Annotated in this window: 14 protein-coding genes; 3 read left to right on the forward strand and 11 right to left on the reverse strand. The window is 68.4% G+C overall.

Annotated elements, in window-relative coordinates; all coding sequences use genetic code 11:
- Positions 1–48: 48 nt before the first annotated feature.
- A complete protein-coding gene (locus JUB13_RS21415; RefSeq protein ID WP_207482446.1) occupies positions 49–1,377 on the reverse strand; it encodes a methyltransferase domain-containing protein in 1,329 nt (442 codons plus the stop codon).
- A gap of 145 nt (positions 1,378–1,522) precedes the next feature.
- On the opposite strand from JUB13_RS21415, the gene JUB13_RS21420 reads away from it, so the two are divergent.
- From JUB13_RS21420 to JUB13_RS21430, 3 genes are all read left to right on the forward strand, one after another.
- Positions 1,523–2,545 (forward strand): ABC transporter substrate-binding protein, encoded by a 1,023-nt coding sequence (locus JUB13_RS21420; RefSeq protein WP_207482447.1) that lies wholly within the window; start codon positions 1,523–1,525, stop codon positions 2,543–2,545.
- Positions 2,542–3,039: a GNAT family N-acetyltransferase gene (locus JUB13_RS21425; protein WP_207482448.1), complete on the forward strand. Its 498-nt coding sequence runs from the start codon at positions 2,542–2,544 to the stop codon at positions 3,037–3,039. The genes JUB13_RS21420 and JUB13_RS21425 overlap by 4 nt, the downstream gene beginning before the upstream one ends.
- Positions 3,040–3,246: 207 nt before the next feature.
- Positions 3,247–3,639: a DUF4280 domain-containing protein gene (locus tag JUB13_RS21430; RefSeq protein ID WP_207482450.1), complete on the forward strand. Its 393-nt coding sequence runs from the start codon at positions 3,247–3,249 to the stop codon at positions 3,637–3,639.
- A 248-nt stretch (positions 3,640–3,887) separates the two neighbouring features.
- Here the strand turns inward: JUB13_RS21430 and JUB13_RS21435 are convergent, their stop codons facing one another.
- The 10 genes from JUB13_RS21435 to JUB13_RS21480 all read right to left on the reverse strand — a co-directional run bounded on the left by JUB13_RS21435 (position 3,888) and on the right by JUB13_RS21480 (position 15,146).
- Positions 3,888–4,649, reverse strand: coding sequence for an SDR family NAD(P)-dependent oxidoreductase (locus JUB13_RS21435; protein WP_207482453.1), 762 nt, complete (start codon positions 4,647–4,649; stop codon positions 3,888–3,890).
- 88 nt (positions 4,650–4,737) lie between these two features.
- Positions 4,738–5,727 (reverse strand): acetamidase/formamidase family protein, encoded by a 990-nt coding sequence (locus JUB13_RS21440; RefSeq protein ID WP_207482456.1) that lies wholly within the window; start codon positions 5,725–5,727, stop codon positions 4,738–4,740.
- A 73-nt stretch (positions 5,728–5,800) separates the two neighbouring features.
- Positions 5,801–6,517, reverse strand: a complete 717-nt coding sequence (locus JUB13_RS21445; protein WP_207482458.1) for an ABC transporter ATP-binding protein — start codon at positions 6,515–6,517, stop codon at positions 5,801–5,803.
- Positions 6,510–7,226, reverse strand: a complete 717-nt coding sequence (locus tag JUB13_RS21450) for an ABC transporter ATP-binding protein (protein ID WP_207482460.1) — start codon at positions 7,224–7,226, stop codon at positions 6,510–6,512. Before JUB13_RS21450 ends, JUB13_RS21445 begins: the two co-directional genes overlap by 8 nt.
- A 2-nt stretch (positions 7,227–7,228) precedes the next feature.
- Complete coding sequence (locus JUB13_RS21455; protein WP_207482462.1) at positions 7,229–8,305, reverse strand: branched-chain amino acid ABC transporter permease; 1,077 nt, start codon at positions 8,303–8,305, stop codon at positions 7,229–7,231.
- A gap of 20 nt (positions 8,306–8,325) precedes the next feature.
- Entirely contained in the window at positions 8,326–9,198 is an 873-nt protein-coding gene (locus JUB13_RS21460; protein ID WP_207482463.1) for an ABC transporter permease subunit, read from the reverse strand.
- Between the two features lie 67 nt (positions 9,199–9,265).
- Positions 9,266–10,507 (reverse strand): urea ABC transporter substrate-binding protein, encoded by a 1,242-nt coding sequence (locus JUB13_RS21465; RefSeq protein WP_207482465.1) that lies wholly within the window; start codon positions 10,505–10,507, stop codon positions 9,266–9,268.
- A gap of 41 nt (positions 10,508–10,548) precedes the next feature.
- Positions 10,549–11,208, reverse strand: a complete 660-nt coding sequence (locus JUB13_RS21470; protein WP_207482467.1) for an ANTAR domain-containing response regulator — start codon at positions 11,206–11,208, stop codon at positions 10,549–10,551.
- The gene (locus tag JUB13_RS21475; RefSeq protein WP_207482469.1) at positions 11,208–12,362 is read right to left on the reverse strand and encodes a transporter substrate-binding domain-containing protein; all 1,155 of its coding nucleotides are present in this window, start codon (positions 12,360–12,362) and stop codon (positions 11,208–11,210) included. Before JUB13_RS21475 ends, JUB13_RS21470 begins: the two co-directional genes overlap by 1 nt.
- A 948-nt stretch (positions 12,363–13,310) precedes the next feature.
- On the reverse strand, positions 13,311–15,146 hold the full coding sequence (locus JUB13_RS21480) for a TraB/GumN family protein (protein WP_207482471.1): 1,836 nt from the start codon (positions 15,144–15,146) through the stop codon (positions 13,311–13,313).
- Between the last annotated feature and the right edge of the window lie 7 nt (positions 15,147–15,153).

Raw genomic sequence — 15,153 nt, forward strand, 5'->3', positions numbered from 1 at the left:
CAGCTCCGTCCCTCGCGAGATCGCTTATAGACCTCGCGAAACCTCCCTTCAAGCTCTGCCGCCGATCTTGGCGAGCACGCAGAGCAGGCCGCGCACCGGCCGACCGGCCTCGAAGCGCAGGCCCTCGGTGCCGAGCCCCGCGAGGGCCAGCAGGCCCCGGCTCGCTTCGCGCACGTGACCGATACCGTGGGCGTAGCGACCCGAGGGGGTCAGCCGCCAACCCTCGCCGGGCTCCTCCTCCAGGGTGAAGGCCATGACGCCGCCAGGGGCGAGCGCCCGGGACGCGGCGGCCACGACCGGCCGCAGGTCGCCGAAGTAGCAGAGCACGTCCGCGGCGAGGACGGCGTCGACCGAGCCCTCGGGCAATGATTCGAGGAAGGAGACCAGTTCCGCCTCGTGCAGTTCGTGGTAGACGCCGCGCTCCCTCGCTCGGGCGAGCATGCCGGGCGAAATGTCCACTCCGACCAGCCGGTGCCCGAGCGGAGCGAGACGCTCTCCCAGCAGGCCCGTACCGCAGCCTGCATCCACCACGGTGCCAGGCCCCCGGAGGCGGGCCTCGGCCACGGCGGCCACGACCTCGTGGGCCCGATAGCGCAGCCGCCCCACGAGGTGCTCGTCGAAGTCAGCCGCGCTGGCGTCGAAAAGGCGGCGGACATAGTCGGGCGGGGCGCGGTCCCGGCTGGGGCGGCCCGAGAGCGTGTCGCGGGTGTGGGCGACGACGCCGTTTCCCGGCAGCTCCTCCATCAGCCCGTCCAGAATCCCGAGAGCCTCGTCGAGCTCACCCGCCCGCTCCAGGAGCCGGGCGAGGAGGAAGCGGGCCTCGGCCCCGGGCTCGGCTGCTACGGCGAGGCGGCAGGCGCGGATCGCCTCGTCCATCATGCCGAGCCGGCCCAGCGCGTCCGCGGCCTTGAGCAGCAGCTCGGCGTCGGTCGGGGCAAGCCGCACGGCCCGCAGGATGGCCTGGGCGGCCCGGCGTCCATCGCGTCGGTCCCCATCGCGTCGGTCCAGGTGCAGCCCGCCCAGAAGGAGGTGCATGTTCGCGTCCGCGGGGTGGCGCGCAAGCCAGCCGCAGCCCGCTGCCAGCGCGCCCTCGATATCGCCGCCGCGCCGGCGGGCCTCGACCAGGTTGCGGAGCGCCAGGTCGTAGTCTGGCGCGATCCGGAGGGCGCGCGCGATGTGCCGCGCCGAGGCCCCTGCGTCGCCCAGGGCCGCGGCGACCACGCCCAGGTTCTGCCAGGCCTGAGGCGATGAGGGACGCCTCGCCAGCAGGTCGCGGTAGGCAGCGACCGCGCCCTCGGTGTCGCCCGCGGAGAAGAGCGCGTTGGCTGCATCGATGGCCGCGGCCTGGTCCGGCGCTGGGGCGGGGCAGTGATCCATGGACGCACACTATGCCCCGGGTCGCGGGGCGGCAACCACGGGCGTGGTTGTGGCCGCCCAGTCCTTAGTTTATCCTCGTCTTCCGTGGCGATGTCACTTGGGCCTCGCTTTCGATCCTTTGGTGCAACGAGCCAGGCGACACGCCATGACCAGGCTTCTGATCGCGGCCCTGATCACGCTCGCTCTCTGGCTGGTCCCGGGAGACGGTCGGGCTCAGCGCGCGGCGGCGCCCAAGGGCACGCACGAGAACCCCTTCAAGATCGAGATGATCGTGTTCCGGGGCTGCGAGGACGGCTGCCGGGGCTTCAGGGACTTCCTGGCAAGCCGCAAGGTCCCCGTGGAAATCCGGCTCCACGACGCCGCCACGGACGCGAACCGCATTCCCGGCTTCGTGGCCGAGATCAAGCAGCGCCGTCCCGACCTCGTGGTGACGTGGGGCACCACCACGGCCATGCGGACCTTCGGCCCCTTCGACGCGGCGGACACCTCGCCCTTCATCACGGACATTCCCGGCGTCTTCATGATCGTAGCGGCGCCCTTGGAGCTGAAGCTCGTCCCGGACCTCGCCTCGTCCCGGCGCAACATCACGGGCACGCTCTACCTCGTTCCGGAGGCGGTGCAGATCGAGGCGGCGCAGAGCTACTTCGGCTTCAGCCGAGTTGGCGTGATCTACACGGCAACGGAGCAGAACTCGGTCGTCAACGTCCAGCAACTGCGCGAGACCGGCAAGCGCATGGGCTTCCAGGTCGTGGAGCGGACGGTTGCCACGGACAAGGACGGCAAGCCTGATCCCGCCAGCATCCCGCGCCTCGTCAAGGAGCTCGCCGCGGAGCGTGTGGACCTGATCTACCAGGGGGCGGACACCTTCCTGAACATCAACCGCGTCGCGCTCACGGAAGAGGCCGTGCGCAGCGGCATCCCCGTCTTCGCCGCGGGCGAGGCGCCCGTGCGCACGGCCAAGGCGCTGATGGGGGTGGTCAACCAGTACTACGTCGTGGGCCAGCTCACTGCACTCAAGGCCGAGCAAGTGCTGCGCGGCGCCCGACCGGAATCGATCCCCATCGAGGCGCCAAAGCGCTTCTCCTTCCTCGTCAACCTGCCCGTGGCCAAGGAGCTGAAGCTGTACCCGCCCATGAAGCTGATCCGTTTCGCCGAGTTCATCCAATGAGCGCGGGGCATGCCTCCCTGGAAGCCCTGGCGCCGACCCGGATCAACATGTCCGCCCTCCGGTTCCGCTCGGCCCAGCCCGACGACCTGCCGAGCCTGCGGCGCCTCTACCTCCAGCTCGTGCCCGACGAGTCCCCGAGCATCGAGGACATGAGGTCGGCGCTGGCGCGCATGGACGCCCGGCCCGAGGCTGGCTTGGTGGTGGTCGGTGAACTGGGCGGGCGGGTCATCGCCACCTGCCAGTTGGTGATCTACGAGAACCTCGTGCGCACGCCCCGGATCAAGGCGCAGATCGACTCGGTGGTGGTGGACGCGGATTTCCGCGGCCAGGGCGTCGGGCGCAGCATGATGGAATGGGCCCTGGACCTCCTGAGCGCTCGCGGATGCGCCAAGGTGATCGTGGCGACCTCTTACGCCAGGAACGTGGCCCACGAGCTGTACCGTCATCTCGGCTTCGAGGAGTTCGGCTACAGCTTCGTGAGGTCGCGGCCCTGATGGCCTGACCGCATGGATCGCCGCCGACCGCCAGTCGGGCCGGACCAGCGCCAGGTTCGGCGGCTCTTGCGCACGCGGGAGGCCGCTCTTGCCGTACCCGGGCGAAAGGCCGGGAGCGAAATCAATCGGTAAGGATTGTTCGCGACCGTACGTCTCCCGGGTGCGAATCCGGCGTCCGGCGACCAGCGAACCTCTGGAGGTGGTGTAATGGCACAGGCTGTTTGCGCGGGCGCCATGATGATGTGCAGCTTCGGCATGGCCCCCTCGACCCTGGCGGTGCTGCCCGCCAACCGGGTCACAGCGGGCGGGCCGCCTGCCGCCAATATCATGGACAACAAACCCTTCGTGAACGTGCCGCCCTTCGGCATGTGCACGAGCCCGGCCAATCCCCAGGTCGCCTCCAAGATTCCGGTGCCGCCCCCCGGCGTGATCAAGCCACAGCCCTGCACGCCAACCATCCCCGCGCCCTGGGTGCCCGGCTCGCCCACCGTCATGGTGGCCAACATGCCCGCCCTGAGCAGCACATCGAAGCTGATGTGCGCCTACGGAGGCGTGATCCAGATCGTCCTCCCCGGCCAGTTCACGACGATGGTGCCCTGAGGCCGGCAGATCTGGAGGGGAGGCCGATCCGGCTCGGCCGCTGGCGGCATCGGGGTGAGCACAGGAACCCATGCCTGCGGGCGAGACGCGGGGCATGGGCGCCAAGGACTTGCATTCATCCTGCCGGGACCGGCTTTTCTGCTCGGCGACAAGCTGACCGCGCCGGAAACCGGCGCCGAGAGGGCGAAATCAGCCCCTGATCCCTGCGAGCGGATGAAGCGACCCGGTTCGAGAGCATCGGGTCCGGCTCAGAGCTGCACGCCGCGGGTCAGCGCGCCGTCCACCACCAGGTTGGTGCCGGTCACGAAGCTGGCGGCGGGGCTCGCCAGGAAGGCGACGGCATTGGCGACCTCCTGGGCGGTGCCCATGCGGCCCGTCGGGTTCAAGGCCAGGGCTTCGGCGTAGAGGTCCTGCAGGTTGTTCCTGGCGTAGTCCCAGAAGCCGCCCTCGAAGAAGGTGTTTCCGGGAGAGACCGTATTGGCACGGATGCCCTTGGAGGCGAGCTTGAAGGCAAGGCCCTGGGTGTAGTGCACCAGCGCCGCCTTGAAGGCGCCATAGGGGCCCGCGGCGAAGTCGATCTCGCGGCCGGAGACGCTGGAGATCGTCACGATGGCCGGTGCCCGGCTCTCGGCCAGGAAGGGCATGGCGGCATCGACCATGCGCACCGTGTGCATCATGTCGACCTCGAAGCCCTTCCGCCAGCTCTCCTCGTCGTTGGAGACCGCGAGGGCGCTGACATTGGCAACCGCGATGTCGATGCCGCCGAAGGCCTCACCGGCATCCGCCACCCACGCCTTCAGCGCGTTCGCACCGGCCACGTCCAGAGCGCGGCCGAAGGCCTGCACGCCCTTGCCGCGCAGCGACGCCAGCGCCTCGTCCACCTCGCCCTGCACGCGGGCGCAGATCGCCACGTTCGCGCCCTCGCCTGCCAGCGTCTCGGCGATGGCGCGCCCGATCCCCTTGGTCCCGCCCGTGACCAGGGCGTTCAGACCCCGCAGTCCCAGATCCATGACCTCCTCCGTTCCGCAGTGGTGGGCAGCAGTTGTTCCGGACGGGGCGCCCCCGCAGCCGTTCCGGACAGGGGCGCCCTCTCCGCCTTCAGGCCAGGAGCGACTTCGCGATGGAGGCGCCCAGCGTGTATTTCGGGTCGACCATGTTGCCGAGCCGCACCCGCCCCGCCTGGGTCAGCAGCATGTAGGCGTCGAGCTCGTCGAAGCCGTACTCGGCCGCCATCCAGCGCACGAGCTCGCGATAGGCGATGCGCGCCGCGTCCTCCATGGGGCGGCCCGAGCCGATCGTCATGATGCGCTCGGCGGTCTCCAGCCGCGGCCATTTGAACCTCCAGCCCTTGATCAGGTCGATCTGGACGGTGGTCACGGTCGGATGCTCCAGGGCGACGCCGCAGAGCTCGCCGTCGCCCTGCGCCGCGTGGCAGTCGCCGAGATAGAGCAGCGCGCCCGGGGCATTGACCGGCAGGTAGATCACCGCGCCCGGCGCCACGTCGGGCAGGTCCATGTTGCCGCCGTAATAGTCCGGCTGCAGCGAGGTGATGGCCTCGATCTCGGGCGAGGTGCCGATGGTCCCGATGAAGGGCTCGTAGGGCAGCGTGATCTTGTCGGACCACTTCACCCCCTTCACGGGGTCCACCTCGACCTTTCTCACCTTCTCGGGGAGCGGGGCGTTCAGCAGCGCCGTGTCGCCCGTGCCGACGAGCCCGCCGAACTCCGGGATCAGGCAGGTGGTCCCGCAGGGCTGCGGCCCGCGCGGCACGATCGACTTGATGTAGACCGCGAGCGTGTCGCCCTTTTCGGCGCCCTCCACGTAGATCGGCCCGTTCTGGGGGTTCAGGTACGGGAAGTTCAGCTTCTCGGAGGGGCGGTCGGTCTCCGACTTGATCGCGCCCTCGAAGGCGTCGTGCGTCTCGGCCGAGACGACGGCGCCGGGCTGCACGGTCAGAACCGGCTTGGCATAGGGCCCGTAGACGTAGTGGTACTTGCCCTGCGTCTTCTCGGTGATCGCATGTTCCGAGCGTGCTTCGCCGCGCGCGACGCCCCGGCGGGCCATGATGGACGTTTCGAGCCAGGACATGGATTCCTCCTATCGTCTGTGGTTTCGGTTCGTGATTGCGGTTCGCGGGTTCGGCCCGTGGGTTCGGCCCGTCTCAGACCGCGAGGTAGCGGCGGACGGTGTCGCGGTCGGACAGCGCCTCCGCGTCGAGCTCCGCGACGATGCGCCCCTTGTCCATGACGTAGCAGCGCTGGGCCATGGCCCGGATCATGTCGAGGTTCTGCTCGACCAGGATGATCGTCAGACCCGTCGCGCGGTTCAGGGCCACCATGCGCTGCCCGATTTCCTGCACGATGGAGGGCTGAATGCCCTCCGACGGCTCGTCGAGAAGGATCAGGCCCGGCCGGCCGATCAGGACCCGGGCGATGGCGAGCTGCTGCTGCTGTCCGCCCGACATCGTCCCGGCGCGCTGGGCCCGCCGCTCCGCAAGGATCGGGAAGGACGCGTAGATCTCGTCGTAGTCGGCCCGGGGAACGGGTCCGTTGCGCAGCATCTCGCCGACCCGGAGGTTCTCCTCGACGGTCATGCGGGGGAAGACGTCGCGCCCCTGGGGCACGTAGCCGACGCCGAGCCGCGCGCGGCGGTGCGCCGGAAGGCCGTCGATGGGCCTGCCCTCCAGGGTGACCGACCCGGCCGAGGCCGGCAGCAGGCCCATCAGCGTCTTCATCAGCGTGCTCTTGCCGACGCCGTTGCGCCCGATGACGGCGACGATCTCGCCCCTGCGGACCGCCAGGTCCACGTTCTGCAGCACGGGCTTGCCGCCGTATCCGGCCCGCAGCCCCGTCGTCGCGAGCAGGGTTCCGTCAGGCATGGACCTCTCCCAGATAGATGGCGGCCACGCGCTCGTCGGCGACGATCTCGCCGATCGTGCCCTGGGCGAAGACGCGGCCCATGTGCAGGACCGTGACGCGGTCGGCGACCTGGCGGACGAAGTCCATGTCGTGCTCGACCGCAAGCACCGTGACCCCGCCTCGCCGGAGCTCCTTCACCATCTCGCCGGTCGCATGGGTCTCGTCCGGCGACATGCCGGCGGTCGGCTCGTCCAGCAGCAGCAGCTTCGGCTTCAGGGCCACGGCCATGCCGATCTCCAGCCACTGCTTCTGCCCGTGGCTCAGGTTCCCGGCGAGCTGCCCCGCGGCATCGCGCAGCGAGAGGAAGCCCAGCAGCTCGTCGATCTCCTGGCGCAGGGAGCCATGGTCCAGGTGGTGCTGCAGCGCGATCTCCAGGTTCTGGCGTACGCTGAGCGCCTTGAAGATGCCCGGCACCTGGAACTTCACGCTCATGCCCCGGCGGATGCGCTCGAAGGACTTCAGGCGCGTGATGTCCTCGCCGTCGTAGAGGACCTGGCCGCTGGAGGGCTGGTGCTCTCCCAGGATCAGGCGGAAGAGCGTGCTCTTGCCGGCGCCGTTGGGGCCGATCAGGCAATGGATCTCGCCGGCCGGGATCGCCAGGTTCACGTCGGCCGTCACGTGAAGGCCGCCGAAATGCTTGTTGAGGCCCCGGGTTTCGAGGATCGGCATGCTCAGCCCTCCGCCTCGGTGATGGCGCGCACCGCGGACCTCCGCCCGAAGCGGCCCGGCAGCTTCAGCAGCGCGGTGACGATGCCCTCGGGCGCGGCCAGGACCGTGACCACCAGCAGCGCCCCCATGACCACCAGCGCGTACTGGCTGCCGTGGATCGTGAGCGCCTGGAAGAGCGCCAGGATCGCCAGCGTCCCGACCAGCGTCGCCGTCAGGTCCGAGCGGCCGCCAACGGCGACCCAGATGATGGGCAGGGCCGCGGCCGTTATGCCCATGCTGGACGGCGTGATGTACTGGCCCCACGACGTGTAGAGCACGCCCGACAGGCCCGCGAGCGCGGCGCCGATCACGAAGGCGCCGAGCTGGTACCTCCGGATGTCGTAGCCGAGCATCTCAGCCCGCTCGGGATTCTCGCGGATCGCGACGAGCACGTTGCCGAAGCGCGAGTTCACGAGGATCCTGAGGGCCAGATAGACCACCAGCAGGAGCGTCAGGAGCACGTAGTAGAGCGCGACGTCGGGAAAGAGCACGATGTCGCCGCCGAACCACGGCACGGTCAGCGGCGGCATGCCGCTCATGCCGTTGAACCCGTTGAGGCGGGCGGCGCCGATGCGCCATTCGGGCCCCGCGGTCTGCGCCATGAACCGCTCGAAGACCAGAGTCACCGACAGCGTGACGATTCCCAGGAAGACGCCGCTGATGCGGCCGAAGAACAGGAAATAGCCGAGGACGACCGCGAGGAGCGCGGCGGCCGCGACCGCCAGCACGAGGGCCAGCAGGGTGAAGCCGTAGGCCTCGCCGAAGTTGAGGGTCAGGACGCCGTAGCCGTAGCCGGCCATGCCGAAGAAGGCGGTCTGCCCGAAGCTCAGCACGCCGCCGTAGCCCCAGATCAGGCAGAGGCCCAGCGCCATGAAGGTCCAGGTCAGGAAGTAGGCGGTGTTGCCGACGGTGTAGCCGTCGGCCAGCAGCGGGTAGCCGTAGGCCGCGGCCAGCACGACGGCGAAGCCACCCCAGAACGCCGGGCCGCGGCCCAGGGTCTGTGGCCCCTCGATGCGGGAGATCAGGCGGGCGAAGGACATGGGGCTCGGTCTCCGTCCGCTCAGGCGCGCTCGCGCAGGATGAAGCCGGAGATGCCCTTGGGCAGCATCCGGATGAAGCCGATCACGGCGACCAGCAGGCCGATCTGCCCGAAGAGCTGGCCGTAGCCCGCCGTCAGCCCGGCCTTGACGACGCCGAGCACCGCCGCCGCCGGGGCCGTGCCGAGGAAGACGTCGGCGCCGCCTACCACCACGGTCACGAAGGCCTCGACGATGAAGGTTGCACCCATGGTGGGCACCATGGTCATCGTGGGGGCGTAGAGGCCGCCGGTCAGCCCCGCCAGCGCCGCGCCCAGGCCGAAGGTCAGGGAATAGACCCGGCGCGTGTCGACGCCCAGCGCCTCGGCCATGTGGGGAACCTGGATGGTGGCCCTGGCCAGGACCCCGAAGCGCGTGCGGTTGAAGAACAGGTACAGCGCCAGCAGCAGCGCGAGCGCGACGGCGATCAGCACCAGCCGGTAGCCGGAGTAATGATAGCCCCCGACCTCGAGGCTGCCCAGGGGCGTGCCGACGCCCTGCATAGTCGAGCCCATCAGGATCAGCGTGCCCTGGGAGGCGATCAGGCTGATCCCCCAGGTCGCGACGATGGTGTCCAGGGGCCGGGAATAGAGGTGCCTGACCACGAGGCGCTCGACCACCATGCCGGCGAGTCCGGCCGCAAGCGCGCCCGCCAGGATCGCGGCCGGGAGCGGCAGCCCCGCGCGCGAGGCCAGCACCGTCACATAGGCGCCGCACATGATGAATTCGCCGTGGGCGAGATTGATCACGCCCATCATGCCGAAGATGATCGCAAGCCCGCTGGCCGACAGGACCAGGAAGGCGAAGGTGTCGCCGAACTGGAACAGTGATGCGGCGACCGCGCCGAGAACGTCCATGATGCCCAGCCTCATGCCTCAGGAGACGATGCGGCCGGGCGATGGGCCCGGCCGCAGGAACGTGTCATCAGCTCTTCGGCGGAGGGTTCGACGGCGTGTACTGGGCGCTCGGGTCCTTCTTGGTCAGGTCGCAGCCCGCCTCGCCCAGCCAGTAGGGCTTGATGTCCTCCCAGACCTTGGGGAACTCGATGGCGTGCTTGTCGGTCACCTTGGCGAGATAGATCGTGTGGGACATGTGCTGGCTCTTGGGGTCCAGGCACACCTTGCCCGAGGGGCCATCGAAGCAGACGTCGCCCTGGGCGAGCACCTTGCGCAGGTCGTTGCGCTTGGTCGAACCGCCGGCCCGCTCGACCATCTGCTTGTAGAGGTTCAGGGCGATGTAGGAGTTCGCGGCCTCCTGGTTCACGTAGGGCTCGTCCGGGAACTTGGCCTTGAACTTGGCAAGGAAGTTCTTGCTGGCCGGCGTGTCGACCTCCTCGATGTAGTTGGTCGTCACGTGCATGTTGGCCAGCGAGGGTGGCGTGAAGCGCTTGTGCTCGTAGCCCTGGCCGACATTGACCGAGGAGGCCATGGGCAGCCGCATGTTGGCCGAGGCCGCCTGCTCGTAGTAGGAGGCCTGGGCCGCGCCCACCAGCAGGGTCACTACGAAGTCCGGCTTGGCGCGCTGGATGTTCTGGATGGTCTGGGAGAACTGCGAGACGCCGAGGGGGATGAACTCCTCCCCGACCATGTTGCCGCCCTTCTCCTTCACGATGTTGCGGACCCATTCGGCCGAGATCTGGCCGAAGTTGTAGTCCGCGGCGATCGTGTAGACGTTCTTCCCGTAGGTCTCCATCATCCACGGGATCAGCGTGGAGAACTGCTGCTCGGGCACGGCGCCGGTCACCACCATGTTGGCGTCGCAGACGCCGCCCTCGTACTGGTTGTTGTAGAAGGCGAGGCCGTCGAGCTGGTTCACGATGGGCCGGTACGCCTCGCGCGAGGCCGAGGAGAAGCCGGCGAAGACCACGTCCACCTTGTCGCGCTGCAGGACGCGGCGCATGAACTCCTGATAGCGCGTGTTGTCAGACTGCGTGTCGTAGAGCACGAGCTCGATCGGGCGGCCCGCGATGCCGCCGGCCTTGTTGATCTCCTCGGTCGCGAGCTGGATCGCGTGCACCTTCCCAAGCGTCGCGGCGGCGAAGTCGCCGGACTGGTCCTCGAGGACGCCGACCTTGATGGGATCGGCAGCAAGGGCCGGGCCCGCCGCGAGCGTCGCGGTGCCCATGAGGCCAAGCAGAAATGCGCGATGACGCGAAAGCGCAGACATGTGTTTCCCTCCTCTGTTCGCTCGATTTGGATTGCTTCCAGTCATTTGGATTGGGCGGCCCGCCCGGGCGGCAGCCCGCCCGTCTCCGCCGACGGGATGCTTGCGCCTCCACCGACGAAGCGCTCGCAGTAGTCCTCGAGGCTGAGCCGTTGCTTCATGCTCTCGCGCCGCAGGGTCTCGTAGGCCCGATCCTCGTCCATGGCGCCGTCCCGGGTGAGGATCATCACGGCCCTGATGACGAAGCGCCGGCCCCAGCGCCGCCGCTCGTGCTCCTGCAGGCGGATCTCGAGGTGGCGCCGCCGCAGGAACTCGTTCACGCCCATGAAGAGCGCGGAATAGACCGTGGATCCGTGCACGGGCTTGCGCAGGAACGCTGTCGCCCCCACGGACAGCAGCGCCTTCAGCCGGCTGGGCGCCTCGACGCCGACTAGGCCGATCACGGGCGCTTGCAGCAGCGTCCCGATGGGATCCGGCGCGGCCCAGGGCTGCGGCTCCAGATCGCCGTCGATGAACAGCACGTCGCGGTCGTGCCTGAGCGAGGCCATGTCGGGCGTCCTGTCGCCCTGCAGCGGGTCGACATGGGCGACGGTCAGTCCCAGCCGTGCGAGCGAGGCCTCCAGGTTCTCGACCTGGCGCAGGTCCGAGGTCGCAAGATGCGCACGGAAGCCACGGAAGTTCTGGACGAGGCGAAGTGGCGGCATCACACGACCCTCAGGTTCCGGGGTTTCGAATCGCTGGCGTAGCGGGGTGCCGTGTTCACGAGGTACGGATCGGGTGCGACCGTCTCCGTCGCCTCGAAGACCACGTCGAACTCGCCGCGGGCGTTAGAAAGGCCGATGCGCGGCGTCAGCCAGGCATGCCAGTTCTCGGGATCGATGCGCACGTGGCCCTGCGGGGCATCGATGCCGCATCCCGCAAGGGCCGCCTTGACCGCGTCGGACGCATCGCTTCCTGCACGGGCCAGCGCCATGACCAGAAGCTTCACCGCCACGTAGGAGGCTTCGGCATCCGCCGATGCGGCCGGCCCGTCGGGGAAGGCGTCGGCGTAGCGCGCGATGAACTGGGCGTTCTGCGCGGTCTTGATCGTGGAGAAGTACACGCTGGAGCTGATATGACCGTCGAGGGCGCCTTCGCCGATCTCGCGCAGCTCGGGCTCCGACAGGCTGCAGCTCGCCACCGGGATCTCCGCGGGCTGACGGATCCCACGGGCCTTGCAGGCGGCCCGAAACTCCCGGAAGAAGGTGTAGGCGCTGGTCCCGATGACGGTGTTGAAGACGAAGTCGGGCCGGCTGATCAGGATCTCGTCGATCACCTTGGCGAAGTCGGTCTCGCCCACGGGATAGTAGCGCTCGGCGAGCACGGCGCCGCCGCAGCCGAGCGCTCCCTCGCGCATGATCCGGTTGTTCTCCCAGGCCCAGATGTAGTTCGAGCCCACGCAGAAGACGCGCTTGCCGAAGCGCGAGAAGCAGTAGTCGATCAGCGGCAGGATGTGCTGGTTTGGCGCGGCGCCGGTATAGACGACGTTGCTGGAGCTCTCGAATCCCTCGTAATGGGACGGATACCAGAGCAGCGCGTCGCGCTTCTCGAAATGGGGGATGACTTCCTTGCGGCTGGACGAGGTATAGCAGCCGACGACGTGGCGGATGCCTTCATCGAGGAAGCCGTTCACGTACTCGGCATAGAGCCTGTTGTCGCCCTGCGGATCCGCTACCACCGGCTCGATCCGGTAGCCGTCCCAAAGCTCGGCGCTCTCCTCGAAGGCAAGCAGCGCACCGTTGAGCATGGAGCGCGAAACGACGGAATAGGACCCCGTCGTCGAGAAGAGAACGCCAATTCGATAGGGTTCGCGACGCATTTACAGGCACCCCAACACGAATACGCATCCGCGCAGCAAAATTGCCGCAGGCAGCATTGCCTAGTAAGGATGTGGATCGGCTTAGGGCGCCTTCGGGGGCTTCATTGCCCAGCGCTACATTACAGTCCGTTCGAAAATCGACCTTGTCAACAACTCCTTCGAAGCCGAAGCGCCTGAGGCCGCAGAATGAACGTCCGGCGCCGCAGCCACAGGGCTCCGTCGGCTAGCAAGACCTGTGCCAGCAGATAATGACAGATTTCCGGGCGCCTCCGGCTCAGTTGTCCGACGGACCATGCCGTGAAAATGGGCCCTCTGGTGAAGGTCTATGCACCCGCCCTGCCGCCGGAAAGGCAGCGGGCCCGTGGCGGCCCGGACGCGTTCAACGGGGTCGATCTCCGGGCTATAGGCCGGCAGCGGCACCAAGGTGAGGCTTGCCGGGACGTGCAGTGCCCGCGGGTCGCGCCAACGAGCGCCGTCGAGCGGCAGCACGGCGTGGTCGTCCTGCGGCAGGCCGGCCGCTGACCGCGCCAGGAAGAGGTGCATGAGACCGGCGTTGACGCTCGGCAGCACGAGGGTGACGTCTTCGCCGATGGCCCGACGCCCGGCCGTGAAGATGTAGGCCCGCTGGCAGCGGCGGTGGCAGCGGCGGTGGCAGCGGCGGTGGCAGCGGCGGTGGCAGCGGCGGTGGCAGCGGCAGTGGCAGCGACAGCGGCCGGGGGGGGGGCGCTGGCCGCGCGGAGCCCCCCGTCCTGAAGCGCGCCTGCGCCGAAAGATCGCGCTCCGGGTGCTCCGGGCGGACCTTCTGGCGGGACATCTTCATACGGCGCGCCACCCGGCCCGGGCGATCCCCGCCGATCAGCAGCCGATCGCTATCGAACTCTCAAGCCGGGTCACTTCATCCGCTCGCCGGTATGAGGATCCAGTGACCGGACGCGCACCGCCTCCGTGTCATAGTGCTGCCAGTGCGCGCATCCAGGCCTTGGCAGCCTTCTTCCGGTCGATGCTGACATGGTCGGGATCAGCCTTGCGCAGGAATGCCGGCTTCTTCTTGAAGAAGCCGTTCCTGGGATCGGAGGCCAAGGTGGTGCTGAGCTGATCGACGATACGGGCCGGGTCGGTCTTCTTGTCCTTTGGCAGCGCCTTGATGTCGGCGGCGAGTTTCGCCACCAGTTCCTTGTGCTTCTTCGGGTTCACCTCGAGGCCCTGGTCGCCCCCGGTGCCGCCGACGCCCTCCCAGACCTTCTGCTCGGCCTTGACGAGGACCGCCTCGGCCAGGTCCTCCTCCGGGACGCCTTTGCCCAACGTGATCCTCTGCTCGATCTGGGCCAGCATCTGCTCGCGCACGAGATTCGCCGCGTTGCGGGCGCCCGATGCCGTGGCCGTGGCCAACAGGTTCTCGCCGGCCTTCTTGGGGTCCTTGCTGCGAACGAGGACGATATCGGGGTCGAGCTCGATCAGGTCTCGGAGCCTGTCGACGTCGCCGTTGCGGATCGCCTCCTTGGCCGCCTCGGCGCGCTGGTTCCGGCCGCTCGGCACGGAGTCTGCCACGCCCTTGGCCTGTGCGGTCAGCTCGGCCTTGCGGGTCCGGTACTGCTCCTGCGCCTGGGGCGACGGGTCCTTCCTCAGGTTCTCGATGGACGAGAAATCCGGCAGCTTCCCCTCGGCCTTCATCTTCCCGGCCATCGCGACAGCCAGCTTCTTGAGCTCGTCGCCGTCCGGGAACTCGTCCCGAGGAATCTCGTTCTTTTTCGCCTTGCGGTCGAACTCGGCCAGGAAGCGGTCGATGAAGACCTGCTCCTCCTTGGACGGCATGCCGCGCAACGAGCGGTCCTCGTTGTCGGGCTCAATCGTCCCGTCGTTCCGCATCGCCACGGCCGGGATGTCGTAGATCTGGGAGAAGCCCGGGATGCCGCCCTCGTGGGTGTTGGAATGGGCTGCGCCACAGAACACCACGAACTTCCGGTCGGGATTGTCGCGGATCGCCTTGTCCATGACCTCCTTGCCGAAGGCGTTCATGTTCGCGGTCCGCATCTCGCCGAAGGAGGCGGATCCGCCGATTGAGGGCGAGCAGGCACCGGAGTCGATGGAATAGACCTTGATGTTCTTCTCGCGGGCCTTCTTCAGCATGGCATCGAGCCGCTGGTCGTCCTTCAGGCCGCGAGCCCGCGCCACCGTGTCGAAGAAGGCCTGGGTCGTGGGGAGCCATGCGGCTTCGGGATTGGACGCCAGGTACGCGTCGATCTCGTCCTGCAGATAGGCCGGCAGCTCCTCGACGAAGACCATGCCGCCGCCCGGGCCGAAATTGGCGGCGGCGTTGTCGATGATGCTGGTCAGCGCCCCATAGGCATTCGCCTGGTCGTGCGCGTGGCCCAGGCAGACGCCGTCATTGTCCAGCAGGATGTTCTGTACGCCCGCCTCGGCCTCGCAGTCGTGCGGCAGGGCCAGGTTCGCGTTCGGATCCCGCAGGGGCGGGTCGACATCGCGCAACGCGTCGCGGGACGCCTCGATCCGCTCTTCCTCCTCGCGCCGGAAAGCTTCCGTGCCGTAGAGCTCAAGCCACTCGGTCTTGTTCGTCACCAGCTTGAGCGCGGAGCGGAAGTCGCGGTGGAGGTTCAGGAAGTCGCCGAAGTAATAGTCGATCTCGATCTTCCGCGCGGCCGCGTCCTCGCGGATCATGGGGTCCTGCAGCGAAGCGGCGATTGCAGCCGCCTTCGGGTGCGCGGGGTCGTGGATCTCCTTCCACTGGGCCTCGGTGAAGGGGAAGACGTAGTTGGGGCGTGCCATGGTCCGG

Origin of the sequence: Arenibaculum pallidiluteum (assembly GCF_017355985.1) — a bacterium.
GTDB lineage: Bacteria > Pseudomonadota > Alphaproteobacteria > Azospirillales > Azospirillaceae > Arenibaculum > Arenibaculum pallidiluteum.

What these genes read in the sequence shown, in the direction of transcription:
- JUB13_RS21415 (WP_207482446.1), bottom strand. Translation starts at nt 1,377, where the DNA reads ATGGATCACTGCCCCGCCCCAGCGCCGGACCAGGCCGCGGCCATCGAT.
- JUB13_RS21420 (WP_207482447.1), top strand. Translation starts at nt 1,523, where the DNA reads ATGACCAGGCTTCTGATCGCGGCCCTGATCACGCTCGCTCTCTGGCTG.
- JUB13_RS21425 (WP_207482448.1), top strand. Translation starts at nt 2,542, where the DNA reads ATGAGCGCGGGGCATGCCTCCCTGGAAGCCCTGGCGCCGACCCGGATC.
- JUB13_RS21430 (WP_207482450.1), top strand. Translation starts at nt 3,247, where the DNA reads ATGGCACAGGCTGTTTGCGCGGGCGCCATGATGATGTGCAGCTTCGGC.
- JUB13_RS21435 (WP_207482453.1), bottom strand. Translation starts at nt 4,649, where the DNA reads ATGGATCTGGGACTGCGGGGTCTGAACGCCCTGGTCACGGGCGGGACC.
- JUB13_RS21440 (WP_207482456.1), bottom strand. Translation starts at nt 5,727, where the DNA reads ATGTCCTGGCTCGAAACGTCCATCATGGCCCGCCGGGGCGTCGCGCGC.
- JUB13_RS21445 (WP_207482458.1), bottom strand. Translation starts at nt 6,517, where the DNA reads ATGCCTGACGGAACCCTGCTCGCGACGACGGGGCTGCGGGCCGGATAC.
- JUB13_RS21450 (WP_207482460.1), bottom strand. Translation starts at nt 7,226, where the DNA reads ATGCCGATCCTCGAAACCCGGGGCCTCAACAAGCATTTCGGCGGCCTT.
- JUB13_RS21455 (WP_207482462.1), bottom strand. Translation starts at nt 8,305, where the DNA reads ATGTCCTTCGCCCGCCTGATCTCCCGCATCGAGGGGCCACAGACCCTG.
- JUB13_RS21460 (WP_207482463.1), bottom strand. Translation starts at nt 9,198, where the DNA reads ATGGACGTTCTCGGCGCGGTCGCCGCATCACTGTTCCAGTTCGGCGAC.
- JUB13_RS21465 (WP_207482465.1), bottom strand. Translation starts at nt 10,507, where the DNA reads ATGTCTGCGCTTTCGCGTCATCGCGCATTTCTGCTTGGCCTCATGGGC.
- JUB13_RS21470 (WP_207482467.1), bottom strand. Translation starts at nt 11,208, where the DNA reads ATGCCGCCACTTCGCCTCGTCCAGAACTTCCGTGGCTTCCGTGCGCAT.
- JUB13_RS21475 (WP_207482469.1), bottom strand. Translation starts at nt 12,362, where the DNA reads ATGCGTCGCGAACCCTATCGAATTGGCGTTCTCTTCTCGACGACGGGG.
- JUB13_RS21480 (WP_207482471.1), bottom strand. Translation starts at nt 15,146, where the DNA reads ATGGCACGCCCCAACTACGTCTTCCCCTTCACCGAGGCCCAGTGGAAG.